Origin of the sequence: Maribellus luteus (genome assembly GCF_003576475.1) — a bacterium.
Lineage (GTDB): Bacteria > Bacteroidota > Bacteroidia > Bacteroidales > Prolixibacteraceae > Draconibacterium > Draconibacterium luteum.
In genome coordinates, this window is the sequence record NZ_QWGR01000002.1 from 199208 (window position 1) to 223856 (window position 24649).

21 protein-coding genes are annotated in these 24649 nt (G+C 43.5%); 8 read left to right on the forward strand and 13 right to left on the reverse strand.

What is annotated here, in order from left to right:
* Positions 1-72: 72 nt before the first annotated feature.
* Positions 73-1032 carry a tRNA dihydrouridine synthase gene (locus D1614_RS03640; protein ID WP_119436534.1) on the forward strand — a complete coding sequence of 320 codons (960 nt, stop codon included), beginning with the start codon at positions 73-75 and terminating at the stop codon, positions 1030-1032.
* A gap of 180 nt (positions 1033-1212) precedes the next feature.
* On the opposite strand, the gene polA is transcribed toward D1614_RS03640, so the two are convergent.
* Entirely contained in the window at positions 1213-3990 is a 2778-nt protein-coding gene (polA, locus tag D1614_RS03645; protein WP_119436535.1) for a DNA polymerase I, read from the reverse strand.
* A gap of 11 nt (positions 3991-4001) precedes the next feature.
* Positions 4002-4451, reverse strand: coding sequence for a 6-pyruvoyl trahydropterin synthase family protein (locus D1614_RS03650; RefSeq protein ID WP_119436536.1), 450 nt, complete (start codon positions 4449-4451; stop codon positions 4002-4004).
* 171 nt (positions 4452-4622) lie between these two features.
* On the opposite strand from D1614_RS03650, the gene D1614_RS03655 reads away from it, so the two are divergent.
* The gene (locus tag D1614_RS03655; protein WP_119436537.1) at positions 4623-5024 is read left to right on the forward strand and encodes a hypothetical protein; all 402 of its coding nucleotides are present in this window, start codon (positions 4623-4625) and stop codon (positions 5022-5024) included.
* On the opposite strand, the gene D1614_RS03660 is transcribed toward D1614_RS03655, so the two are convergent.
* Positions 5021-5590 carry a manganese efflux pump MntP gene (locus D1614_RS03660; RefSeq protein ID WP_162304395.1) on the reverse strand — a complete coding sequence of 190 codons (570 nt, stop codon included), beginning with the start codon at positions 5588-5590 and terminating at the stop codon, positions 5021-5023. The genes D1614_RS03655 and D1614_RS03660 overlap by 4 nt on opposite strands.
* Positions 5591-5719: 129 nt before the next feature.
* Here D1614_RS03660 and D1614_RS03665 point away from each other — a divergent pair, with 129 nt between their 5' ends.
* From D1614_RS03665 to D1614_RS03675, 3 genes are all read left to right on the forward strand, one after another.
* Entirely contained in the window at positions 5720-6253 is a 534-nt protein-coding gene (locus D1614_RS03665; RefSeq protein ID WP_119436539.1) for a GFO_1088 family ECF-type sigma factor, read from the forward strand.
* Positions 6216-6647, forward strand: coding sequence for a hypothetical protein (locus D1614_RS03670; RefSeq protein WP_147384001.1), 432 nt, complete (start codon positions 6216-6218; stop codon positions 6645-6647). Before D1614_RS03665 ends, D1614_RS03670 begins: the two co-directional genes overlap by 38 nt.
* A 67-nt stretch (positions 6648-6714) precedes the next feature.
* On the forward strand, positions 6715-7674 hold the full coding sequence (locus D1614_RS03675) for a DUF4252 domain-containing protein (RefSeq protein WP_119436541.1): 960 nt from the start codon (positions 6715-6717) through the stop codon (positions 7672-7674).
* A gap of 73 nt (positions 7675-7747) precedes the next feature.
* On the opposite strand, the gene D1614_RS03680 is transcribed toward D1614_RS03675, so the two are convergent.
* Positions 7748-9124, reverse strand: coding sequence for a DUF4270 domain-containing protein (locus D1614_RS03680; RefSeq protein ID WP_162304396.1), 1377 nt, complete (start codon positions 9122-9124; stop codon positions 7748-7750).
* 143 nt (positions 9125-9267) lie between these two features.
* Complete coding sequence (locus tag D1614_RS03685; RefSeq protein ID WP_119436543.1) at positions 9268-10068, reverse strand: glycogen/starch synthase; 801 nt, start codon at positions 10066-10068, stop codon at positions 9268-9270.
* A 150-nt stretch (positions 10069-10218) separates the two neighbouring features.
* Between D1614_RS03685 and panC the strand changes: the two genes are divergently transcribed.
* Positions 10219-11055 carry a pantoate--beta-alanine ligase gene (gene panC / locus D1614_RS03690; protein ID WP_119436544.1) on the forward strand — a complete coding sequence of 279 codons (837 nt, stop codon included), beginning with the start codon at positions 10219-10221 and terminating at the stop codon, positions 11053-11055.
* Between the two features lie 75 nt (positions 11056-11130).
* On the forward strand, positions 11131-11481 hold the full coding sequence (gene panD, locus D1614_RS03695) for an aspartate 1-decarboxylase (protein ID WP_119436545.1): 351 nt from the start codon (positions 11131-11133) through the stop codon (positions 11479-11481).
* A 124-nt stretch (positions 11482-11605) separates the two neighbouring features.
* On the opposite strand, the gene D1614_RS03700 is transcribed toward panD, so the two are convergent.
* Genes D1614_RS03700 through D1614_RS03715 form a run of 4 tightly spaced genes read right to left on the reverse strand, consistent with a single transcriptional unit; the run spans position 11606 to position 16528 of the window.
* Positions 11606-12205, reverse strand: coding sequence for a hypothetical protein (locus tag D1614_RS03700; RefSeq protein WP_147384003.1), 600 nt, complete (start codon positions 12203-12205; stop codon positions 11606-11608).
* An 11-nt stretch (positions 12206-12216) separates the two neighbouring features.
* Positions 12217-14529, reverse strand: coding sequence for a TonB-dependent receptor (locus D1614_RS03705; protein WP_119436547.1), 2313 nt, complete (start codon positions 14527-14529; stop codon positions 12217-12219).
* A 1-nt stretch (position 14530) separates the two neighbouring features.
* A complete protein-coding gene (locus D1614_RS03710) occupies positions 14531-15352 on the reverse strand; it encodes a DUF4249 domain-containing protein (protein WP_119436548.1) in 822 nt (273 codons plus the stop codon).
* A 48-nt stretch (positions 15353-15400) separates the two neighbouring features.
* Positions 15401-16528, reverse strand: a complete 1128-nt coding sequence (locus D1614_RS03715; protein ID WP_119436549.1) for a hypothetical protein — start codon at positions 16526-16528, stop codon at positions 15401-15403.
* A gap of 538 nt (positions 16529-17066) precedes the next feature.
* Between D1614_RS03715 and rfaE2 the strand changes: the two genes are divergently transcribed.
* On the forward strand, positions 17067-17546 hold the full coding sequence (gene rfaE2, locus D1614_RS03720) for a D-glycero-beta-D-manno-heptose 1-phosphate adenylyltransferase (RefSeq protein ID WP_119436550.1): 480 nt from the start codon (positions 17067-17069) through the stop codon (positions 17544-17546).
* 454 nt (positions 17547-18000) lie between these two features.
* On the opposite strand, the gene D1614_RS03725 is transcribed toward rfaE2, so the two are convergent.
* From D1614_RS03725 to D1614_RS03740, 4 genes are all read right to left on the reverse strand, one after another.
* On the reverse strand, positions 18001-20778 hold the full coding sequence (locus D1614_RS03725; RefSeq protein ID WP_119436551.1) for a zinc-dependent metalloprotease: 2778 nt from the start codon (positions 20776-20778) through the stop codon (positions 18001-18003).
* Positions 20779-20839: 61 nt separating this feature from the next.
* The gene (locus D1614_RS03730) at positions 20840-22234 is read right to left on the reverse strand and encodes a DUF4302 domain-containing protein (protein ID WP_119436552.1); all 1395 of its coding nucleotides are present in this window, start codon (positions 22232-22234) and stop codon (positions 20840-20842) included.
* Between the two features lie 58 nt (positions 22235-22292).
* Entirely contained in the window at positions 22293-23207 is a 915-nt protein-coding gene (locus tag D1614_RS03735) for a substrate import-associated zinc metallohydrolase lipoprotein (protein WP_119436553.1), read from the reverse strand.
* 8 nt (positions 23208-23215) lie between these two features.
* Positions 23216-24646 carry a RagB/SusD family nutrient uptake outer membrane protein gene (locus D1614_RS03740; protein WP_119436554.1) on the reverse strand — a complete coding sequence of 477 codons (1431 nt, stop codon included), beginning with the start codon at positions 24644-24646 and terminating at the stop codon, positions 23216-23218.
* Positions 24647-24649 lie beyond the last annotated feature (3 nt).

A 24649-nucleotide genomic window follows, 5' to 3' on the forward strand; every position in this document is an offset into this window, starting at 1 on the left:
CAAATCATGGGAAGATCGCATGTGTACCAACTATAATTTGTAATTTTCCGCTCTTATTCAAGTGAAGAACGTATGATTTACCTGGCACCTCTGCAAGGATTTACCGACTTTGTTTACCGGAAAGTATATGCCGAATTTTTTCAGGGCATCGATGCTTTTTTTATTCCGTACATCACCGTTCAGAACGAGGGTGTTTTAAAAAAGTATGAGCGTGAAATTCTTCCGCAGAATAACCTGCAAAGCCGCGTTGTCCCTCAGATTCTGTGCAAGGATGAAGACGAAGCCTGTTTTTTGGCGGAAACCTTGTTGAACCACGGTTACTCGGAAATCAACCTCAACATGGGATGCCCCTACCCGATGGTGACCAAACGCGGAAGGGGTGCCGGACTTTTACCGGACCCGGAGCAGGTTTACCGCATTTTAAATACATATTTTCAGCGTTTTGACACTGCCTTGTCGGTAAAACTTCGTGCCGGGCTGGAAGCTCCGGAGGAAATTGAGCGGATCGTTCCGGTGCTGAATGAGTTTCCGTTAAAAGAGGTGATTCTGCACCCGCGTATTGCCCGTCAGCTTTACAAAGGCGAAACGATTGATACGGCAGTTGATTTTGCGCTTGAAAATCTCCGGCATCCGCTGGCTTACAACGGTGATATTTTTACGCTGGAAGATTTTCACAGGCGGGAGAAACAGTTTGCTTCCGTTGGCAACTGGATGCTGGGCAGAGGAGTGCTGATGAATGCTTTTTTACCTTCAGCAATAAAAGGTATTCAGTTGACCGGGGAGGCAAAACGAGCTGCACTGGTGCTCTTTCATCAAAAGATGGTGACAGAATACGAAGCAACAACCGATAACCCGGGCAATGCGCTGAATAAAATGCAGCAGTTCTGGATTTACTTTAGTTACCACTTTACAACGCAGGCCAAAGCTTTCAAACGAATTAAAAAGTCGAAAAACCTGGCGCTGTTTAAAGCCGAAGCCGGAAGTATTCTCAACAATGAAGCACTGTTTTCGGGAAACAACACACTCAACTGAACGAACAATTTTCGCGTTCGTATTTTTCCATAAGGGTCATTAGCAAAAACATTTCTTTCACCTCGTCCTCGCTTTTGGGAGCTTCACAAATTTGAAGAAAGCGATTGAGGGCGTCCCTGTAGTCATCTTCCGTTACAATATCATAGATCATGCTGAGTGCCGGTATTTTATTGATCCTGACTAATGTGCATCCAGCCAGTTGTCGGCTGCATTCATTTCAACAATCAACGGGACTCCAATGTTTACCGCATTTTCCATCCCCTCCTTCACCAGCTTCTTCATGGCTTCCAATTCGGGCTTTGCTACGTCGAAGTTCAATTCGTCGTGTACCTGCAGGATCATTTTCGACTGAAGCTTTTGCTTTTGCATTTCGCGGTGAATATTGATCATCGCAATTTTGATAATGTCTGCCGCCGAACCCTGGATCGGGGCGTTGATCGCGTTTCGCTCGGCCATTCCACGCACAACCGCATTGGCCGAATTAATATCGCTCAAATACCGGCGGCGGCCTTTAATGGTTTCCACGTACCCCAAGTCCTGCGCCAGTTTGATCTGCTTATCCATGAACTCCCTGATTTTCGGGAAATTTTCAAAGTACCCGTCAATCAGTTCTTTGGCTTCTGTTCGCGGGATGTTTAGCCGCTGCGAAAGCCCGAAAGCCGAAATTCCGTAGATGATACCAAAGTTGGCGGTTTTGGCTTTTCTACGCATGTCCGAATCCACTTTGTCTTCGGTGACCTGGTAAATTTTCGACGCAGTAATGGCATGAATGTCTTTGTTTTCGCGGAAAGCACGTTGCATCTCTTCGTCGCCGCTAAGTGCCGCCATCACCCGAAGTTCAATTTGCGAGTAGTCGGCAGAAAGGAAAGTATGCTCACCGTCCGACGGAATAAAAGCTTTTCGAATTTCGCGTCCGCTATCATCGCGGATCGGAATATTCTGAAGGTTCGGATTCACCGAACTCAAACGCCCGGTTGCTGCAATCGCCTGATTGTACGAAGTGTGGATCTTTCCGGTTTTCTTGTTCACCAGCAAGGGCAAAGCTTCTACATAAGTCGAAAGCAGCTTTTTCAAGCCGCGGAAATCCAGTATTTTCTGAACGATCGGGTGGCGGTCCACCAGACGGATCAACACATCTTCAGAAGTGGAATATTGCTTGGTCTTTGTTTTCTTTACGTTGGTGTCGATCTTTAATTTTTCAAACAAAATCGGCCCCAGCTGTTTGGGCGATGAAACGTTGAATTCCTCCCCGGCCAGCTCAATAATTTCTTTTTCCAGCTCAATGATTTGCTCGCGCAACACCACGGCGTACTGATTTAACTCTTCGGAGTTTAGTTTCACACCAGCATTTTCCATGCTGGCCAACACCGGGACCAACGGCATTTCAATGGTTTCGAACAAGTCCCGAACACCCGCTTTGTCAAGGTCCGGATCGATGGCAAGTTTCAACTGAAAAGTAAGGTCGGCATCCTCGCAGGCATAATCGCGCAGCTTGTCAACCGGAACCGAACGCATCGTGATCTGGTTTTTCCCTTTCTTCCCGATAAGGTGCTCGGTGGGAACTTTTTCGTAGTTCAGGTATTGCAGGCACAACTGGTCGAGGTTGTGTTTCATATCCGGCTGAATCAGGTAATGAGCCAGCATGGTATCGTAAAGCGTTCCTTTTACTTCAATGCCGTAATTGCTCAAAATCAGGATGTCGTATTTTATGTTCTGCCCGATTTTTGCCACCTTTTCATCGGCAAAAACTTCACGGAACTCATCCATTACTTTTTGTGCCGCTTTTTTATCTTTTGGAATGGTTACGCAGTAAGCTTCATGTGTGCGAAACGCAAACGACATACACACAATTTCGGCAGTGTGGGTATCCAGCCCGGTGGTTTCCGTGTCGAAACAAAATTCTTTTTGCACTGATAATTCGGCACGCAAACTGGCACGTTGCAGTTCGTTTTCCACCAGATAATACTGATGAGGAACCGAATCGATGTTTTCGGTGCTTTTGCTTGCCTGAACAGCTACTTCCGGCGCACCGAAAAGTGTTCCCTGGAAAGCGGTTTCCACAGCCGGCGGTGCTTCTCCAAGGTTCAGTCTTGTGATCAGCGCTTTAAATTCCAGCTCTTCAAACAGCTTTTTCAGGTCTTCGGCGTGTGGCTCTTCGCGAATCAGTTTTTCTTTTTCAAACTCAATCGGAACATCGGTAATAATCGTAGCCAGTGTTCTCGACAAACGAACCTGCTCTTCATGTTCGATCAGGTTTTCCTTTTGCTTGCCTTTTAGCTTGTCGGTGTTTTGGTAAATACCATCGATGCTGCCAAAATCGCCAATCAGTTTTTGAGCTGTTTTGGGGCCAATTCCGGGGCAGCCCGGAATGTTATCAGCGGTGTCGCCCATCAATCCCAGGATATCAATCATCTGTTCGGCCCGTTCAATGCCATAGTTTTCCTTTACCTGGTCAAGCCCCCACACTTCGGCATCGCCACCGGCTTTCCCGGGTTTGTACATCACCACATGTTCCGAAACCAGCTGTGCATAGTCTTTGTCGGGTGTCATCATGTAAGTGATAAAACCATCCTTTTCCGCTTTTTTTGCCAGTGTGCCGATTACGTCATCCGCCTCAAAACCTTCTTTTTCGATGATCGGGATATTGAACGCTTCAATAATCCGGCGAATGTAAGGAATTGATTTCCGAAGGTCTTCGGGCATTTCCTCGCGGTTGGCTTTGTATTCCTTGTACATCTCGTGCCGGAAAGTGGGCGCGGAGACATCAAAAACCACCCCGATGTAATCAGGATTTTCCTTCTCGAAAAGTTGCACAATGGTGTTGGTAACGCCCAGCATTGCCGAAGTATTTAATCCTTTGGAATTAAAACGCGGATTGCGGATAAAGGCAAAATAACTGCGGTAAATCAATGCATACGCATCTAAAAGAAAAAGTTTTTGCTGACCAGTTTCGGGCATAATTCGAGATTTTACTGATTATCGGATGCAAACCATTCGGCAAACGAAGTTTTGGTTTCGTAAAGCCGCAGGCTAAATAGTGAAACGTTTGAAGGGATTTCTTGTTGAAGAATACCTGCAAAATAAGTGACCAGGTTTTCGGAAGTGGGTTGAAAACCGAGCACGGTGAGGCGTTCGGTAGTCAGCGCCAATGCTTCTTTCTGAGGCGCCGGGGTAAGTGCGTTAATAACCAGTGCATGATCAAAAAACTGGATGATTTTTGTATTGACGATGTTTTTTAGCTGTCCGAAATCCATCACCATCCCGTCTTCCGGATGACCGGGTTCGTTTTTGGCATCACCTATCAATGTCACTTCCAGTTCGTACGTATGGCCATGAACGTTTTTGCAAACTCCGTTGTAAGCTAAAAGTGCATGGGCCATTTCAAAATCAAAACGCTTGGTTACCCTTATCCTCGGCATATGTCAGTCCCTTTTTGGTAGTGTGAAAGTAAGGTTTTTTTCAGCAAAACCTGAATAGAAAGTAGCGAAATGCAAACGCAACCATTTTTGTTAAAATTGCGTCCTTTTAATGGAGAGGCAGGTAACAAAAGCAATGCGTAGAAACAATTGAATCAGTAAAATTTGAGAACAATGAAAATCCGGGAGTTGGTTTTAATGGGAATGCTGGTGTTTTCGGCATGTAGTTCAGGAGACGATGATCATGTTTTTCAGTTGGACAGCGGGCAGCGTTTTGCGCTTCAGGAAGAATACGCTTCGGTGGATCACGGGTTGAGCATTAGTGTGGAACATGTGAGTGATTCGCGTTGTCCCACCGGCGTTGTTTGTATTTGGGAAGGGGAGGCTACCGTTTATTTGTATGTGAGGACACAGAACGTACAGGAACTGGTGCTGAGCACAGTCCGTCAGCCAAAAGATACGGTGCAGAACTACGAAATTGAATTGGTGGATGTAAGTCCTTATCCCGATATTTCACGCGAGATTGAACAGGAAGATTACGAGGTGACGCTGAAAGTCAGACGAGTTGATCCTTAAAACCAAAGGTGTTCAGCCAGAATTTTAAATCCCATCAGAATTAAAATGATCCCTCCGAGGATAATGGACTGATGGCTGCGTTTGGCGGGGATGTATTTTCCGAAAAGCATTCCCAGCATGGACGCAATAAAAGTAACCGCCCCAATCACCAAAACCGGAAGAAAAATGGGGATCTCAAGGAAGCCGTAACTGATTCCTACCACAAAAGCATCGATGCTGGTGGCGATGGAAAGCCCGATCAGCACACTCGTTTTAAACGGATCGAGGTTGTTGAGCGAACCGTTATCCCTGATGCCTTCAAAAATCATTTTACCACCGATAGCCGCCAGTAACCCAAACGCGATCCAGTGATCGACTGATTTAAGTATATTTTCGACGGCACTTCCGATAAACCAGCCCAACAAGGGGAAAAGTGCCTGGAAAAAGGCCAGCGAAGCCGCTACTTTGCATGCCTGCAGAAATTGAATTTCACGTCGCAGTAACCCGCAGGAGACCGATACGGCAAAAGAATCGAAACTTAGCCCGATGCCGATCAGTAAAAACGTTATGAATTGGACCAGTGTCATTTTTGAGGGGGCAAAAATAAGCATTTGAACGGGAACAGCGATAAAGGTTCAACCGCAGATGGTTAAATTATTTCTGAAAATTAAATACGGTTTGTTATAAATTGAAAGATCAATCGTCAAATGTAGCAGATGACGTCCGAAGAGTTTAAAAATACGGTGATTCCATTTTCCCGGAAGTTGTATCCGATGCTTTTCCGAATTTTGAAAGATGAGGAAGAAACGCGCGATGCGTTGCAGGATCTGATGGTGAAATTGTGGAACAAGAGGAACGAACTGCAAAATTGCTCGAATCCTTCTGCCTACATTATAACCATTGCAAAGAACCACAGCTTTGATCTTTTAAAAAAGAAACGGCCGTTGCGAATAGGCGAGAAAGAGGAGCAGAAGATCAGGGATTTGCGGGATGAGGACAGCGGAATGGAAACCCGGGAACGTTATTCGCATGTACGGAAAGCCATTGATGTATTGCCGGAAAAGTACCGGACCGTTATTCAGCTGCGCGACATTGATGGGATGGAGTTTGATGAGATCAGTGAAATGACCGGATTTGAAGTGTCTTACGTGAGGGTAATCCTTTCGAGGGCACGCCAGAAAGTGAAAGAAGAAGTTGAAAAAATGTACGATTATGACCAGACGAGAAGAACTGTTGGAGAAATATTATAGAGGAGAATCATCGCTGGATGAAGAGCGGGAGTTAAAACAACTCGCACCGGAAAATGAATTACCGGATGCAGAACAGGATATGCTGGACTTTTTCGGACAAGAGGCCATTTTACCCGATGGTTTGGAAGAAGAATTAATGAGAGCTGTTGAAAAACGGAGGACCCGGTCGTTCAAAATAAGACGCTTGACAAGCATGGGGTCAGCGGCGGCGGTTATTTTAATTGTACTGACGGTTTTCCTGGATGTCCGGAATAAGCGGATCAGTAAAATGGAGAACGACTTTCGTATGATGGAGCAGGCCTTGCTCCAGGTTTCAGAGAGCCTTCAGCCCGAAGAGCAAAAGCAAATGCTGGTACTTTGGGTGGACGACGATGTGGAGATCGTTATTAATTAGAAAATGAAACCGGGTACTGCAGGCCCGGTTGCCAACAAAATAGAATAACAAATTAAAAAATAAAGCAATGAAACGATTGATTTTAATAGCGTTTGTACTGCTGCTTTCGGTAGGTGTTCAGGCGCAGGATACGCAGCGGTTTTTTGAAACCCTCACCGGAAAATATGCCGATAATGACGGTTTTAGTGCCAGCATGCTGACCAGTGATATGTTTGACCTTTACCTGAAACGAAAAAAGCTGGATGAAACGTCGGAAGTGGCGGCCGCCCTGAAAAAACTGGACCGAATTATGGTGGTTTCCCAAAGCAAAGTCGGACTCGGAATAGAAGCCTTAAGTACGGGCGTCAACAAAAGTGAAAAACCCAAAAACGAGAGCCTGGAGGTGTTGCATGGTGAGTTGCTGAACCACTACAAAGGAGGCGGATTTACCTTGCTGAAAACCGAAAAACGAATGGGCGAAGATGTGAAAGTTTACCTGAAGAAAGAGAACGACAAGATCAGCTCACTGGCGTTAATCACCAACTCGTCGGCGGTGACCTCGCTGGTGGAGCTGGACGGAGATATTGATTTGGCGAATGTGGCTTCTTTGAGCTCTGCCCTGAATATACGGGGGCTGGAGAACCTCAATAAAATTGACAATAAGAGTTCGTATTATTTGTACGGAACCGGTGCTTCTGAATATTTCGACCAAGGCAGGATGGAAGTGATAGAAGCCCGCGCCCGCGAAATGGCCGAGCGGCAGGTGGAACTTTCCGAAGAGCAGGTAAAACGTATCCAGGAACGGACAGAAAGACAGGCACAAAGAGAGATGGAAGTGGCCGAAAGGTACCGTGAAATGGCCGAGAGATACCAGCGCGAGCCTATTTTCCTAAATTACCCGGGTGACAGTACGGTTTATTTTCTGAACGGCAAAAAGGTGGATGCCGATAAAATAAAGGACTTGAAAAAGCTGGATATCAAAACCATTGATGTAAAAAGAGATGATAAGAACAATGAAATCACCATTGTAAAGATTACCACCAAGTAAAGCAAACTGACAGGCATAAAAAAGGGCGGATCATTCTTTTTTGATCCGCCCTTTTTGTGTCTTTTATATTTTGCTATTGCAAGTATTTCGAATAAGTGATGACCAGCTTTATTCCATCGGGTTGGTCGGCCCCGTGCAGTACTACGCGGTTGGCAAAATCGGGGCGACGCCCGGTTGTCAGGTAAAAGCCCTGGTTGCCAACATATTCTTCTTTGCTGGGGTCGGTTACATCGATAATCCTCTGTAGATGCTGCGTAATATTAAAATGGTAGGTGTAATCGCTTCGTAAATAACCATCAAAATAAAACGAATTAAAGCCGGCGTCAACGGGGAGTTTTTCTTCTCCGTTTTTATCAACGTAGGTAAGTATTAAGCGCGAAGGCGGCACATATTTATCCTTGTTGCTGGCAATGGTATCGATCTGGAAAACCAGCTCTGCTTTGTTTATGGCAGTTTTGGTTGAATCCTGCCATTGCAGAAGATTATCAATAAAGATCTTTGATTTTAATCCCCCTGTAGGCTGAATATAAATGTGTTCCTGTTGCTCTTCTACCTGGTCCAGGTTGTTTTCAAAAGCAGTACCCGAATAGTCGTGCGTAATGTTACTAACCCTGGCGCTGTACTGCGTAATTCTGAAAACTCTTGAAAGCGTATCCGGAGTGAGTGTGTCCACTTCGTATTTGTGTCGGTTTTCGTCGTTGTTGTAATAAACCGCGAGTACCGATCCGTTGAACGTAGACGTTGGCACCGTTTCAATCGAAAGCAGGGTCCCACTTGCCGAAGCTGCCAGTTTCTCTGCTTCAATATACAAGCCTTTAAAGAGGCTCAGAAAAGCTGCGTTGGTTGACAAATCAAGCGAGTCAGCCGTTACAATTCTATTTCCAAGCGCGTTGTCGATCGGAATTTTCAGGTACTGGTACAACGTGTCCTGCGATGCAGAATCCAGTTCCACTTTAGGTGTGAAAGTGAGTTCTCCCAACACGTTGTTGGAAGCCATCATTTTCAAATCGGTTTCCTGGGTGTACTCAATGTCCGGATTCAAAGGTTCTGTCAGTTCGTAAACTTTCAGATTCTGCGGTGTAATGGTATCTCCGTAAATAATCCTGTAATACAGAAACAAAAAGGTAGAGTCGGCCACCGGGTTGTCACCAAAATCGGGATACGAAGTAAGCCTGAACTGCGATGCAAAACTAACGGTGGTGTTCCCAAAAACCTCGTCGTTGATACTTCCCAACAGGTTGGTGGAATGTTCACTTGTTACAATGCTGTCTTCGGTAAAAGTAAAAGCTGAAATATCGCTTTTTACCACTACACTTTTTACATTGATCAGATCTTCACCGGGAAGCAGTTCCAGTCCCAGATCGTTTTTATCGTTACAGGCAGTAAATGCAAAAACAAGGAACAGGAATCCGGTTCCGAAACGAAGTACCTGATGAATATGTTTTCTCACGTAATTTCCGATTTTAATTAGTATGCTTTTCTGTTTTCTCTTCAATCACACAAACGTATGAAAAAACAACGAGAGCATTTCGGCAATCATTGTTTAAATGAAGATTTTAAAATTTATTTTGATCTTTTAACAAAGTTTTGATGCTAAACCTTGTCGTAAAACTCGTTATAGGCATCAATGTAAGTTTCTCTGGGGTGATAATCCAAAAATAATTTACCCGATTGTTTAATATAATCCTTCACATCGCTGTTAATGCTGGCCGTTCCCTGAATGGCAGCATCCGAATAATCGATGGCGAGTTTGCTTACATTAAAGAAGGTTGGGTCGTTGATCGCCTCCACATCTTCTTTCGTAATTCCCTCAAGCAGCAGCTTTTCGTTAAAGCGCGGGTCGAGTGTTTTTTTGAAATCGTCGTCGTAAACCGAATACACTACTTTCGACTGGCTAAACAGCGGGTCGTTGTAATAGTATTTCTTAATATACAGCGGAACCAGCGAGGTTAACCACCCGTGACAGTGAATAATATCGGGCGCCCAACGCAGCTTAATTACAGTTTCGAGTACGCCGCGCGCAAAGAAAACGGCACGTTCGTCGTTGTCTTCAAATTCGTTTCCTTTATCATCCTTGAGGACCGATTTACGCTGAAAATAGTCTTCGTTGTCAATAAAATATACCTGCATCCGTGCCGCCTGAATCGACGCCACCTTTATGATTAGCGGATGATCGGTATCATTAATAACAAGGTTCATTCCGGATAAACGGATTACTTCGTGGAGCTGGTTACGACGCTCGTTTACACAGCCATAACGGGGCATAAATGTTCTGATCTCTCTGCCTCTTTCCTGAACACCTTGCGGCAAATACCGGGCTGTTTCCGACATTTCGCTTTCTGGTAAGTAAGGTGTTATTTCTTGTGAGATATAAAGGATTCTTTTCTTTTCCATCAACCTATAGTGCAGTTAAAAACAGGGGGCAAAATTAATAAAAATAAACCAATTAATCAATTTAAGTGGGTTAGGTTCAGTTACTCTGCCGTGAAATTGTGGTATTTTCACAATTATATTTGTTTACTTTGCAGCCGCAAATTGAGGGGTATGAAACTCGTAAGGACAGTAGAAGATCTGCAAAAGGAACTAAAGAAAGCGGGCCACGAACAGGGCCCCGGATTTGTTCCAACCATGGGTGCTTTGCACCAGGGGCATTTGTCGCTTGTAAAGCAGGCAGTGGCTGAGAACAAAGCGGTTGTGGTAAGCATTTTTGTAAACCCTACCCAGTTTAACGACCCCAAAGATCTGGAGCGTTATCCGCGTACTTTGGAGGCCGATTTGGCATTGCTCGAACCCACCGGATGCAGCATTGTTTTTGCACCGGCGGTGCACGAAATTTATCCCGAAAAAGACACCCGGAAATTTAATTTTGGTGACCTCGAAAAGGTGATGGAAGGAAAATTCCGCCCGGGGCATTTTAACGGGGTTGCGCAGGTGGTAAGCCGCTTGTTTGAAATGGTGCGACCGGCCAAAGCATATTTCGGGTTGAAAGACTTTCAGCAACTTGCCATCATAAAAAACATGGTAAAACAGCTGCAACTTCCGGTCGAAATTGTACCTTGCGCCATTGTTCGCGAACCGGGTGGTTTGGCGATGAGTTCGCGCAACGAGCTGCTAACCAGAGAGCAGCGCGAAAATGCAGTAGCGATTTCAAGAACGCTTTTCAAGGCCAAAGAACTTCGCGGACAAAAAAACGTAAGAGAACTTGCAGAATGGGTGACAAGCGAAGTAAACAATAACCCGTTTCTGGAAGTGGAGTATTTTGCAATAGTGGACGACGAGCAATTGCAACCAGTAAAGAGTTGGGATGACAATTCCATAAAAGTGGGGTGCATTGCTGTTTATTGCGGAAAGATCAGACTGATCGACAACATTGTTTTTTAGTATTGAGTGAGTTAGATCTAAGTACTGAGATTAAGTAAAAAGAGAAGAGGATTTAGAACGAAGAATTGAATAGCCATGCAAATTGAAGTTTGTAAATCAAAAATTCATAAAGTAACCGTTACCGAGGCCAACCTGCAATACGTGGGCAGCATTACTATCGACGAGGATCTGATGGATGCAGCCAACCTGATTGAAAACGAAAAAGTGCAGGTGGTAAACATCAACAATGGCGAACGGCTCGAGACCTATGTTATTAAAGGTGAGCGTGGTTCGGGCACCATTTGTTTAAATGGCCCTGCAGCGCGCAAAGTAGCTGTAGGCGATGTGGTGATCATTATTTCATACGGAATCATGGACTTTGAGGAAGCCAAAACCTTTAAGCCCAGCCTTGTTTTCCCCGATACCGAAACCAATAGCCTTGTATAAGATTTAGAAAAGTCATCACCCCTCTATGAGCATAAGCTGATAGTGGGTGACGACCAACCCCAAAGTAGGTGAATCGATTGTTTGATTGCTAAGTCAGCAGAAAACAGTTCGGTATTCACTTTTTTTATTGCTTTTTGGCAATAGAACGGAGGTTGGATAAAGGATAGCTGATTTTCAGGTAAACTTCGCGGTGTTTGATGTCGGTTGTTGCCCACTCGTTGGGACCGAGTGTAATCTTTTTCTCGATTTTGCTAAAACCACCCTCGTAATGCAGTGATAAGGCGAATTTCTCAAACATCCATCCTATTCCTGTTTGCCAGTTGTATTCCGGTATTTTCTGTCCGCTGCGGTATCCGGTTATTTGCCTGGCAAGGGTTGCCCCTCCTGCAACAAAAAATGATTCTCCTATACCCTGACGTATTTCAAAAGGGATGTCTAGTCTGTGCCACTTAACATCAACAGGCTCACGGTAGTGATCAATCATGGCGGGTTTAAGGTAAACTCCTTCGAGCCCGAGCGATAGTGTTGTACGTTTAAGCACATGGTAATTGAAAGAAACACCCAATCCGGGCGAAAATGTATTGTCCGGAGAAAAGTATGGGGTGTTTTCAGTTCCGGGAAAGTAGTAGCCAAGCTTTCCGGTGGCTGACACTTCAAACCTTTTTTGGGCTACAGACAAAAGAGAGAAGATGGTCAAAAGAAAGAACACTGAGAATTGTTTCATGATGAGCGTTTTTAAAATGAATATTTGTAACTGACTGAGGGCATGATAGGGAAGATTGATACCTGTTTCACTTTACCCCGGGTATCTTTGTAGTAGTACCATGGATTCATTCGGTTGTAGACATTGTAAACCGAGAATGTCCATGTGATACTTTTCCCTTGTTTTTTAATGCGCTTGGTGCTGTACCCCAAATCAAGATGATGAAATACCGGCATTCTAAAATTATTGGGATTGTCATATGTTTGTCTTACCGTCGACCACTCGGGTATTCCTCCCAAATAGTCTTCCATGCCCGGCATTGGTAAGCCCTGGTATTCAACATCGGGTATGCTTAGGTTGTTCCCTGACTGAAGTGTAAATCCGAACGAGAATGTTTTTTCTTGCCAGTCCGACTTAAATATCTGATACTCCCCCAGCAAAGAAAGATCATGTCTTCTGTCGTATTTATAGGAAAACCAGGCACCTTGATTTACTTCGTTAAATTGTCGTTCTGACCATGCCAGCGTATAAGAGAGCATCCCGGTTAAAGACCCCTTTTCTTTTTTTATCATAAACTCGGCACCGTAGGCTTTGCCTTGTCCAACATTAATGTTCTCCATCCAGTTTTTATTCTGTGAGCTTAAAAAAACGGCTCCTTCTGTAAATCGGATCACATTTTCCATCTCTTTGTAATAAGCCTCAACCCCTACAGAATAATCTAAAAAACGTTTTTCAATACCTGCCGAATATTGCCAGCTTTTCTGGGGGGTAACCACATCTGTTGAGCCAACCCATAAATCGGTGGGCAGACCAAGTGAAGAATTGGATAGCAGATGAATAAATTGAGACATTTGGGTAAAAGCAATGTTTCCGGCTAGTCCGTTATCTGCGTTGTATTTAAGGGCAAACCTTGGCTCCACTGACACATAGTTCTTTTCCCCCGTATCAAAAAGAACAGTTCTTAGCCCCATATTAGCTCTGATCTTCTTGATCGTTAGTTCGTTTTCAGCATAAAGCTCCAGATTGTTTGCAGTGTTTTTATCTTCCTGGTTTCGTTTGGTTTCATATTCATCATCAATAGTTTGGATAATATTGGGAGCAAAATGCATGATTGTTGCCTTGCCTCCCATTCTTAATGTGTAGCTCGGCGACAGGTACCAATCCATGTCAGAAGTTAAGCTTAGATCGTTCAGCGATGAGCTTGCGCGGTATTTGGCATAACGTTCATCGGTTTTTGATAAAATCAAGTTTGTTAAATCGTATTGACTATAATAGGCAGAAGTATTAAAAAAGAGCTTGGAAGATAGTTGATGGTTCCACCGAAGCACTGAGGTTATATTTCCCCATTTGTAATAGTATTTACTGTTTATTCCATCCCGGTTGGTTTTGCTAAATTGCTTGTCGCGCCCAGAATATACACTTAAATAGACCCTGTTTCTGGGATTAATAAGCCAGTTGGCTTTAGCGTTAAGATCGTAAAAATTAAATCCGGCTGAATTCTCAAGACCAATTAGCTTTTGGTACAACAGCATTGGCAGGTCGAGCATTGTTCTTCTGAAAGAAACAATATAGGCAGCTTTGTCTTTAACGATGGGAGCTTCATATGTCATGCGTGCAGAAATGGGGCTGACAGATAACACGCCATGCTGTTGTTGCATGTTCCCTTCTTTCATGTTAATGTCTAAAACTGATGACAATCTGCCACCGTAGCGCGCAGGAATACCGCCTTTGTACAAGGAAACATTCTTTATGGCATCGCTGTTAAATACCGAGAAAAAACCGAAGAGATGATTTACATTGTAAACAGGCACACCATCCAACAGAATCAGGTTTTGATCCGCGCTGCCTCCCCGTACGCTATAGCCGGTGGTATTTTCGGCGCCTCCTTTAATGCCCGGTAAAAACTGAATGGCTTTTAATAAGTCTTGTTCGCCAAGTATTGCCGGTATGCGGTTCATCGTTTCCATGTCAGGGTTGAAATAATTTAAGGACGAAGCCGTGCGGGGGCCACCTGATTTGCTGGCAGTCACCTGCACTTCTTTCAATTCCAGTCCAAGAGATAAGCTGATGTTAACGACAGTATCGGAGGATAAGTTAATTTCTTTAACCGCAGGTTTATAGCCCATGTATCTGCACGCTAAACCATAGCTTCCGGCAGGTAAAGTCAGGCTGTAGAACCCATATTGGTTAGAGGCAACACCACGTGCTTTATCTACCAGCACACTGGCTCCGATCAATCGCTCGCCCGACAGCTCGTCTTCAACATAGCCGCTAATTGTAAATTTCTCTTGTGCGACAGTAATAAGTGGAAATAATATCAGAATGGATAAGATAAGCCTTTGCATGTTAAAATTTTATTCGTGTTGCGGTAACTGCTCCGAAAATTCCATAACCATTCTCTATGTTGCTGTAAATCTGCACAGGTTCGCGAAACGGAAGATCTTTTTCAGCATTTAGCCGGGCTTTTAAAGTTGATTTCAAATACTTGTCGTAGTGTGGGTCGCACGACCACAGGTACCATTTTATCCCTGACAGTCTTGTAAATGTTAAATCCATCGTTTGCCCGTTATAGCCTACATCAGAAAAGCGCAGATAATAGTAATAAACATACCCATACTTCGACTCAGTATCAATATCGCGGTTAAAATCATCGATGAAAACAGCATTGGTTTCAAAGGTTTTCATCCAGTAGTAATTTGTTTCGTCGGGGTTGTCGTGTACTGTCATATCAACGCGGACAAAGTACTTATTCTCCTGCGGATAGCTATATGTTGTATCGGTCTTCCAGGTAACAAAAGCGCGGTTGGGTACAGTGGCAGTTGCTTGCAGATCTTCGAATGTATTGTGCTTCACAAGAATGCTGTACGTAGTGCCTTCTCTTGGTTTGTAATGAAGACTATACTTGCCATTACCCGCCGAAACTAAGGTGTCATTGTCTCCTTCATCCGTATAAAGTATAAGAGTTGCATCATTGACAGGTTCGAAATTATAACCGTTGTTAATATCTCTCGACAAAGTAAGCTCGGCCGTTACTAACGAATCGGGATTTAACACACAGTTTAAGCAAAGTTTTTGAGGATGCTTTGTTTCAAGATCAACCTCTTTTTCGCATGCCTGCCAAAAAGAAGTCATCACCAGGAGATAATAAATTAAAGTTTTCTGTTTCATTGTTTTTAAGGGAAGGGCAGGTGGTTGCCTGCCCTTAATGATAGAGAATCAATTATAATAGCTTGGATTTGGGCTCCAGTCATTGGTAAGAGTGAACCCTTGTTCTTCAAACTTAATTTCATACAATTTATCAGCACCAAAACCTTGGCATGATGTCTTTACAGAGAAGCTTATTTGTGGCCTTTCGAGGAAATCCATGATTCCGTATAAAGTATAGTACTGTATTGGAGTATAATAAGTATACATCTTCACACGCCCGGTTTTCCGTTCGGGGCTCGTGATGTATGGGTTTGGATTAAAAAACCAGGTTTCATTGTTTCCAACTCTCAGTTTCATTTCATCGAAATAATAACGGGTTGTATAGCTATTCCATCCAGTCCAGGTTTTCTTGTGGGCACGTTGTTGGAAATATACAAAATATCCCCTTCTCCATTTGCTGCTAACCCCCTCTACTCCAAGGTATTCTCGCCAGGTTTCAAAAATCAATTCATTAATCATCCTGCGCTTGGATACTCCTTCCACCATATGCCAAGCTGTGTTGAGGCGATTTAATGGGTCATAGTCAGGGAAATTATCTACTACCAGTTCGTTCGATTCAACTGATTTTAAAGTTTTAGAAACAACCACATTATTGTCCTCGATGTTTTTGTGCAGATTGTTAAGAGCATTGATATCTCCATTTTTTATAAGGATCTGATTTTCCTTAGTATATTTTATTAAGGATTGACCAATTTTTACCAATCCTTTGTTATTAAGTACGGGTAAAAAGTGGATGGTGGCATATGGATAGTCAATAGAATGGTCATCGGCAACTAAATCTTTAAATTTTAGCTTTTCATGATTTTTATTCTTGAAAGTCAGAAACTCTTCGTATGAATTTAGTTTTTCATATTCCGAAAAGAGCTGCTCAAATTCACTTCTGGCAGAAATTATGTCCATCGACTTTTCCCATGCCTCAATTTCAAGAGTTGTCATTCGGGAAAGCAACAGGATAATGCTATCTACGGCTTCAATATTTTTAAAAACCAAATATCCATCTTCGGAAGACACATCGGGTTTAACTGTTTCCACCACTAATTTTTCATCATTTGGGCCCGTCAGTTCATCACTTTTTTCACAAGCATTAAAAATGCTTAATCCTGCTACTACCATAGCAAACCATACTAATTTTTTCATTTCTTTGTAAAGTTTTGTGGAAAGGGGAGTTGCTGCTCCTCGTTCCGGTTAAATAAAACATCTGTTGTAACCCGGTCTTTTTTACAAGGGCTGGGTTACTTTTTACCCTTGGTTTTATTTTGTATAAATTGCCCGACAATAACTAAATAATTGGCAATTCATTTTTTACTAAAAATTACTGCAACAAAAACACCTCTGTATTTTTGTTTTCTATCCCTAACTTTTTGTCCCTTTAGAAAAACTGTGTTGATGAAGCGGGGTTCATCAGGAAACAAAAATAGAATAAAACAGGAAATCTCAACTACATAATATGTTAAAAGTGCATGAAGATGATGAAGTATGGCTCAAAATAAGAACTGTCGTTTTTTATTGAGAATAAAATTCTTTGGGGAATATAGTCACTCCTATTAGAGCATGAACTGATAATGAGCTAGCGGTTGCATTAGAAAAATATAAGCAACCTCGCGGTTTTATTAACTGTGAGGTTTTTTATTGCTGTGCGTTTGAATTATGGTTATTTTTGATTCCTATGAATTTAATGACGCAATCAAAAATATTCAGAGATTTTGCTTCTTTTTCGCCGCTTTTGCAAATATGGAAAGGGAGCAATAATACCATTGTTTTTACGAACGGTTGTTTCGACCTGATTCATCACGGACATGTGGATTCGTTGCAGGAATCGGCTGCCCTTGGGACCAAGCTGATTGTGGGGCTGAATTCCGATAAATCGGTACGGATGCTAAAAGGAGAAAACCGCCCCATTTTGAAAGAGATGGAGCGCGCAGCGGTGTTGGCGGCTTTTGAGTGCGTGGATGCCGTCATTATTTTTAACGAGGAAACACCCGCAGAGATCATAGCCGAAATTATTCCCGATGTGCTGGTAAAAGGCGCCCAATACGAGGTTGAAGAAATTGCCGGCCACGATACGGTGCTAAACAACGGCGGAAAAGTAGAGCGGCTGGACCTGGTGGAAGGCATCTCCACCAGCGAACTGATTGAACGTATAAAAAAACTATAAACCCCTTTGCCGACCTTTAATCCCGGCTAGCTTTTAATCTTATCCGAGGTAAAACCGAAACGCTGATAACAATGATTTTGATGGATAATCACAGATAGAACAGATAAAATCAATAGAATTTGAGTTATCAGTGTTTGACCCTTCTTTTATTCGTTATTCCTTGTCCTCTGTTTCTTATTTTCTTGCTTTTTCCCGATTCATATTTGTGCATAAGAAAGGTAATCACAAGCGGGGACGGAGCAGGAGATTGTTATAACTGAACTCACTTTTGTCCGGTAAGAATAATTACAGTACAACAGATTGCTTCACTGCGTTTGCTTAGCATTTTGGGAGGGGTTGGTTAGATATTTTACATTCAAAATTGAGAATTGGATATTTTTTAAAATTGACTTTCAGAAAAAAAAAGGAGACCCCGTTACGAGCCTCCTTCCTGAGTTATTAACAACTAAAACTATTACTGTTTCAATATTTTGGATGACGTAATTTTGCCTTCAGAAACAATCCGGAGGAAATAAATGCCCGACGGCAGTCCTTCCAGGTTAATTTCCGTCTGGTTGTAGGCATTTTCAACCACATCAATAATTTGTCCCTGCGATGTGGCAACATAAACACTAAAAGGTTTATTGTCCATAATGCTCACATTTACAATCCCACTTGTAGGGTTGGGACACACATCGAAGTTAAGGGCAGGTATATCTTCAATTCCGGTTACGGTTCCGAAATCTTTTTTTACAAATATTCCCGGGCGCAATGCTTCGGTAAAGCTTTGCATGTAGGCAGCCTGTTGTTCTGTAAACATACAGGCACATGGCAACGAGTAGTCCATAAAATTATTGATTTGTATCAGGTTGCCACACTGGTACAGCTCGCGCTGGCAATTGTCGTACACGGTAGTTTTGTAATATTGCTCCGGTGTATCGTCGAAATTATCGCCGTACAATATTTCAACTGTCTGTGGCGGGCGTGGTGGCATAGGTACTAGTTTTTCAACCAGTAGTGCAAAGGTGTGTTTTAGCCCAAAATAGTGTCCGAGCTCGTGGATCGCCGTTTTGAACTTGATGTCGGGTGTTAACTCATCGGCCAGGAAAGTGTTGTAGTAGTCCAAACTTAAACCGTCGAGCACAGCGGCATCGCTGTCTTCCGAGTCGAGCCAGTTTTTCCAGAAGGTACTGTCGTTGCTTTCGAGCCAGGCAGTGTAAAGCGGGTCGTTGCTGCCCGTAGGCTGTGGGTTGGTAACAAAACCACCAACTGCTCCACCGTTTTTACCGTCGAAATCGGCAATGTAGATGTTCAGATAGCGTTTGTGGTCCCAATTGTAAGGGCGACCAATATCGTCGAACTTAAAAGCGTACTTGTCTTCGGGTGCTGTGCCCGCACCTACTTGGAAGAACTCTTCTTCGGTAGTATGATACACAATGCCATTGGTGGCTGCGTTGTTGGGGTCGAGAGTGGCGAGTTTGAGTTTAACACCCGGTATCCCGATTACCCCCGTAAATGCCTTGTTAACGCCCGATTGATCATTGGTTCCAAGCAGCGCGCTGTTGATGGCATCCATCATTTCGTTGATCTGCACTTCTGAGATTTTCCCCTGAGGGTTGTTTTCGTTGTGAACAACATGTACAACCGTGTTTACGATCAGCACTGAATCAGGCTCACTAACCAGCGTTCCGTTTTTGAGCGAATAGTTACCGGTGCTGCTTATTTGTCCAAACGGATTGTCGCCCTGAAATATTTGGGCCGATTTATTGCTTACATTGAATTTTGGTGCTTCAATTTCGTCGCACGAAATATTACCAGCATTAAATTTATCTTTAAGGCCGTTTTCGAAGTATCTTGTCAGGGCCGGAGTTTCCAATGATTTTTCGCCATTTTGTGCACACAACAATCCTAAGTAATGAATTTCATAGCTGGAACCACTTTTCAACCATTTTGGCCAGGGTTCTGATATCAGGTTAAAAAAGTCGATGTTAAATGCACCGTTAAGGGTTACTTCCGAGCGCAAAGCACTCGAGTTGAGCAGACTTTTGCAAGCGGGCCCCATCACTACTACGGGGATTTGTTGGCCGCTTACTTCAATGCTTTTCTTTTCTGTTACTTCAATCAGGTCCACTTCTCCGGGTACAAGGCGATCAACATACACAATGGTTGAATATAGGGTATAGGCGGTGTCGATTTGTTCTGCTGTAAGTCCGAGGCCTCCTTCTTCAACCGGCTTCTGCAATTGTGTTTCCATATTCCGGTCAATGTGAGCGGGCCAGTTGTATCTGGTAATCAGTTTAAATTTGTAATTGGTAGGAACTCCGTCCTTCGCATCATAATTGTCCGATTTCTTCCAAAGTTTTGCAATCTCTTCTGGCATAGGAATAGCCTCTTTAAGCGTAGCAAGCGGTGCATCGCATAAGCCGAAAATGGTAGTTTTTTCGGGACCTGTTATTTCAGCCCACGACCATTTTTTTATATTATCGTTATAATATTTGAAATCACAAGCCCAGGTCGAGTCTGTCCATTCATATTCTTTTAATGTTAAGAGGTTGGTTGCTTTGGTGTAAAGCTCGTGTTCCGGACCGGCGTCAACAGTTCCGGTAGTCACGCAACTGGCTTCAGCCTCCCATACATCGATTTGGTCTTCTGTTATGCCATTGTTGGTCAGAAAACTAAGGAAGTCTGCATTCTCCAGATGACAAGCCCAGTTTTCTTCTGTAATACACAAAGTGGTATTATAACGGTAATAGGGCAAAAGTTCTTCAGGAACTCTTTGAGTGGTGTCTTGTGTGAATTTGTAGTGCGAATAATCATTTGCAATTGTTCCGTTAAACAGAGACATTTCCCACTGGTCGCCCGGTTGGGCATCCATGTCAATCAGTTTGTAGAAAGTTTGGTCGTACTTGTCGTAGATGTAGGCTTTATTGCCTTCTTTGAACATATAACGGGCACTTTCCTTGTTATATTCCTCGGGCGAAGGTTCTTCTTGAGGTCTCGCCTCGGGGCCTATCCACATACCCTTGGGAGTATATATTTCGGAACATTGTACTGTAATAGTATCGGTTGTTCCGCTAATTACGCCGGTTAGTGAAGTTGTATCGGTAAGTACGGTTACATTAATGTACCCGGTAGTAAATTCATCGGCATACCAGTATTTCCAGGTCGATCCGGCCGGAGCAAAGGGCTCTCGCACCTGCGCCACAACGTTGAGCGTTGCAGTCAATGCAAAAAGTAGAAGTAGCTTTTTCATACGCTTGAAATTTTATTTAGTTAATATTCAGATTCATTATCAATGGCCATTGTTTGCGTGGTTAACGAAGGGTGCCGGTTCGCATGTACATAAAGCCGTCGTCTTTATTATCGACTATGTACAGAGACAAGCTTCCGTCAATTGCATTGGCATAAGGGTTTGAAACCAGGGTGAAGCCTTCGGGCTGGATCATTTTATTGACCATACCTTCTATTTCCTGTCTTACATCGTCGGTAATGTAGCTGGAGTATCCGCCGTTGCCTTTTTCTGTGTCGAGTTTAAACACGATTTGGTCGCTTCCCGTTGTTTCATAGGTAAAGTAAACGTCGTAGAAAGGGTCGCGGTCGCCGCCCTGGTATACAAAGCTGAAAAAGTTGTAGGTGTTATTCAGTTTTGGATTGAAATAGCCCAGGTAGATACTGAAATCAGAGAAATAAGGGCTGCTTTCCGCACCGAAATAAGTACTGAGGTTCCCGTACCTGAAACCGCCTTCGAATGCGGGTCTTGAACTCCAGAAGCGGCCACCATCGTTGAGGCTTATGCCATTAACTCTAAGGAAGTGCTCAACCCCATCGTCAACAGGTACCATGGTGCGTACACTTGAATAAAAGGACGATTCGCTGCCATTGTCGAGGGTTACGTTCAAGACTTTCGAAATGCCTTCACCTTCCGTCAGCTCTCCAAAAGTTATTGTACTGAAGGCTTCCATTCCGGGAACGGCAAGCGGTCGTGTGAGCTTCAGACCATCTTCGGTGTAATAGAAACCGATTTTCTGATTCTCTAACTGGCTTTTTTCGTTGTAATAATAAAAACCAATAGAACGGCTAAAAAATCCCATGCTCAGTTGCAGTTTGGGGGCTTCGCCTTTGTGGAGATAGTTAAACAGAACGGTGTTGTCGACAAATTGCTTGAACTTTAATTCTGACAATAAAAACCTGTTCATGTCCCACGATGCGCTGGTGGCAGGAGTCATTATCATTTTTGAATTCCCGTCACTAAGGACGATTTTTTCTTCTGAATAGCTTTCAATCTGGTATTGAAAGGTTGAGATGTAGCCCAGTTCATACAGCTTATGTATAAAGCAGTAAGTCTCGAACGATAATTCGAAGTTGCCAACATGCTTTACTGCATATCGGATATCGTTTTGCTTTTTGGAGGCATCAAAGGGCTTTGTGCCGTATGCGTAGTTGTACTCGTAATAGTCGCCGACCATTTCGCAGGTTCCGTCGCTGTTAAATTTTACAGCTGTATTAAAACCTCCCACATTGTCTCCGTCAGGTTTTAAAACAAACTCCCAGCCATGTTCAGAACCGGTAAGCAGCTCGGTAATCTTTTGTTCGTGTTCTTCTGCTGTCAACCGATCGTCGGGGAAAGGGTTGTACGAAGAGTCGTCGCACCCGTTTAATACTATAATCCCCAGCAGCAACAGTATTGATAGTTTAATAATATTTCGCATTTTGAATTTGTTTGTGTTCAATTATTCTTAATGATGTATTGACAGTTTTCTTGGTCTATCAGCTATGTTCCTCGATATATTTAGTGATCCATTCTTCCATCTCATCCCCAATGCGTTGAATGTCTATTCCCAGATTTTTGTAGTACTCGATTAAAAGACTGTATTTTTTATGTATTTTTTCGAATTCGGTAATTCCGATGTAGTCATAGCCGGTTCCGTCCTCATTCACTATTCTAAACAGGCTATTCATAACTGTTTCTTTCGAGCGTGTAACTGCAATTTCAGAAAGTGTGGCAAAATCTTCCATTTCGTTTGATGCTCCATAGGGGCGGATAAATCCGCGGGTTAAGGCCTCCAAGGGGCTTAACGAAGAAAAATGGGTGTTTTTAAGGTACAGGCCTTTGCTGATATCAGTATAGCCTTTGGGCAAGCCATATCTGCGGTTGAGAATGTGTGCAAACTCGTGGTGAAGTATTTTTTGAAGTTCCAAGCGGTAATCCAGGTAACGATTGGGTGCCATATCTGGGGCGTAGTCATTTACCAGGCCAATGTTAATACGGTACTGCGAATCGGCCTGTCCGGCGGCACTCATACTGGACCCGTTTTCTTCTCCATAATTAATGGCTCCACCAATCAGCACAATCTCACGTGGTAGATTCTTGCGCAGAAATTCGTCGCTGTAATAAGGCTTGAACCAAATTTCTTCCATTAACAGAATAAAATCGTACACCTTTTCTACCTTGGGAGGAAAAGCGTTGGCATCGTTTCCGATAAAGTGCGAATCCCAGTTGTAAATAATCTTGGACTCGTATTTCTGGTATATCTCGTATATCTTTTTACCGAGAACAGTGGTGGTGTCAACATCCATTTCCTGGTATTCGTATGGCTCTATTTCCAGCGTATCATCTGAGTTACAGGCATTCATCAGAAAGACAAATGCAGAAACTGAAAGCAATAAATATATTTTTTTCATGGTCAAAATTATCTTGGGTTCTTTTCAATTTCAGGATTATTAATCAATTCGTTGTCAGGGATCTGCAATACGTAGCGAAGGTCGTTTTGCTCCAGTGTATACAGTTGCCCGTTAAAATAGTGTATGATCTCAGGAGCTCCGTTGCGTTTCAGGTCAAACCACCGGTGTCCCTCGTAACACAACTCCTTGCGTCGTTCAAGCAAAACAGCGTCTATCAATTCCTGCTGTGTTTTGAAATTGCTGAATTTGTAGGAAACGTAATATTTCGGACGGAACCTAACCTTGCGTAAAGTGTTCAGGTCGCGGATGGCCTCGGCTTTGTTGTCGTCGCCTCCTAGTTTGGCATAGGCTTCGGCCCGGTTTAGCAGCACTTCTTCTGTTCTGAACAGCGGGAAATTGTACTGTTGGTAACTTAGCGAAAGCTTTGTTGTGATGTAGTTGGGCGCGGAAGGATTGGTAAAAGTGAAATTTTGTTCACGCCGTAAATCGCGGTATTCATAAGTATGCAGAAAATCGTTGGCATAATAACCACTTCGCAGATAATTTACAGCAAAATAACCGGGGCGAATGAACAATACGTTTTCCCTGTCGTCGGTAAAATAATTGTTGGCATGTGGCAGCGGTTCAAATACCTCACCTTCGTCCACGTTCGGAAATTCATTGTGGTCGAGCAAGGTTGAATTGATGGCCCAGGCCTTATTACTGTATTCGAGCGTTTGCTGGTAATCACCTTTATACAGGTAAAAACGCGAGGCAAAAGCCAGGGCCGAAACTTTGGTAAAATGAAATTTTGGTTTTTCAATGAATTCGTCATTGATCAGTTCAAGGCCTTTTAGCAGGTCGTCCTCAATCTGTTTGTACACTTCGGCCACGGTATTCCTTTTAAAGTAATGGAATCCTGCCTCAAGCGGCTCCAGCAAAACCGGTACACCTAAATCAGTTTCTGCGGTGGCCGGGTCGTAGTGTTTGCCAAAAAGGTTAACCAAACTAAAGTAGGAATAAGCACGCAAAAGCAGTGATTCTCCCAGAATAGACGCTGCAAAGTCTTTGTCTCCTTCCGCATCCATTACCTTGGCAATTACCAGGTTCAGTTTGTAAATATCAGCGTAGTACCAGCGCCAGGCATATTCGGGCGATGAGGCTTGGTCGCTCGCCCGCTGGTCGATCCACAGGTAAGCCTTACTCCATTCCGAATAAACACTCGGGTTATTGAATGACGTGTAGTTTTTGGCTGCTACATCGTCTGTCATCAGGTCGGTAAAGGCGTGGTAAACTCCGGGCAAACCACCCACCATTACAGCATGGTAGTCTTCCACGGTATGGGGCACCACTCTGTCCACCGGATCGGTGCTGAGTTGGTCTTCACACGAGGTGAAAAGCAGCGTGGCGAAAAGAAGGGTCCCGCTTAATTTTTGAAAATATTTTTTGTTGAAAATCATATT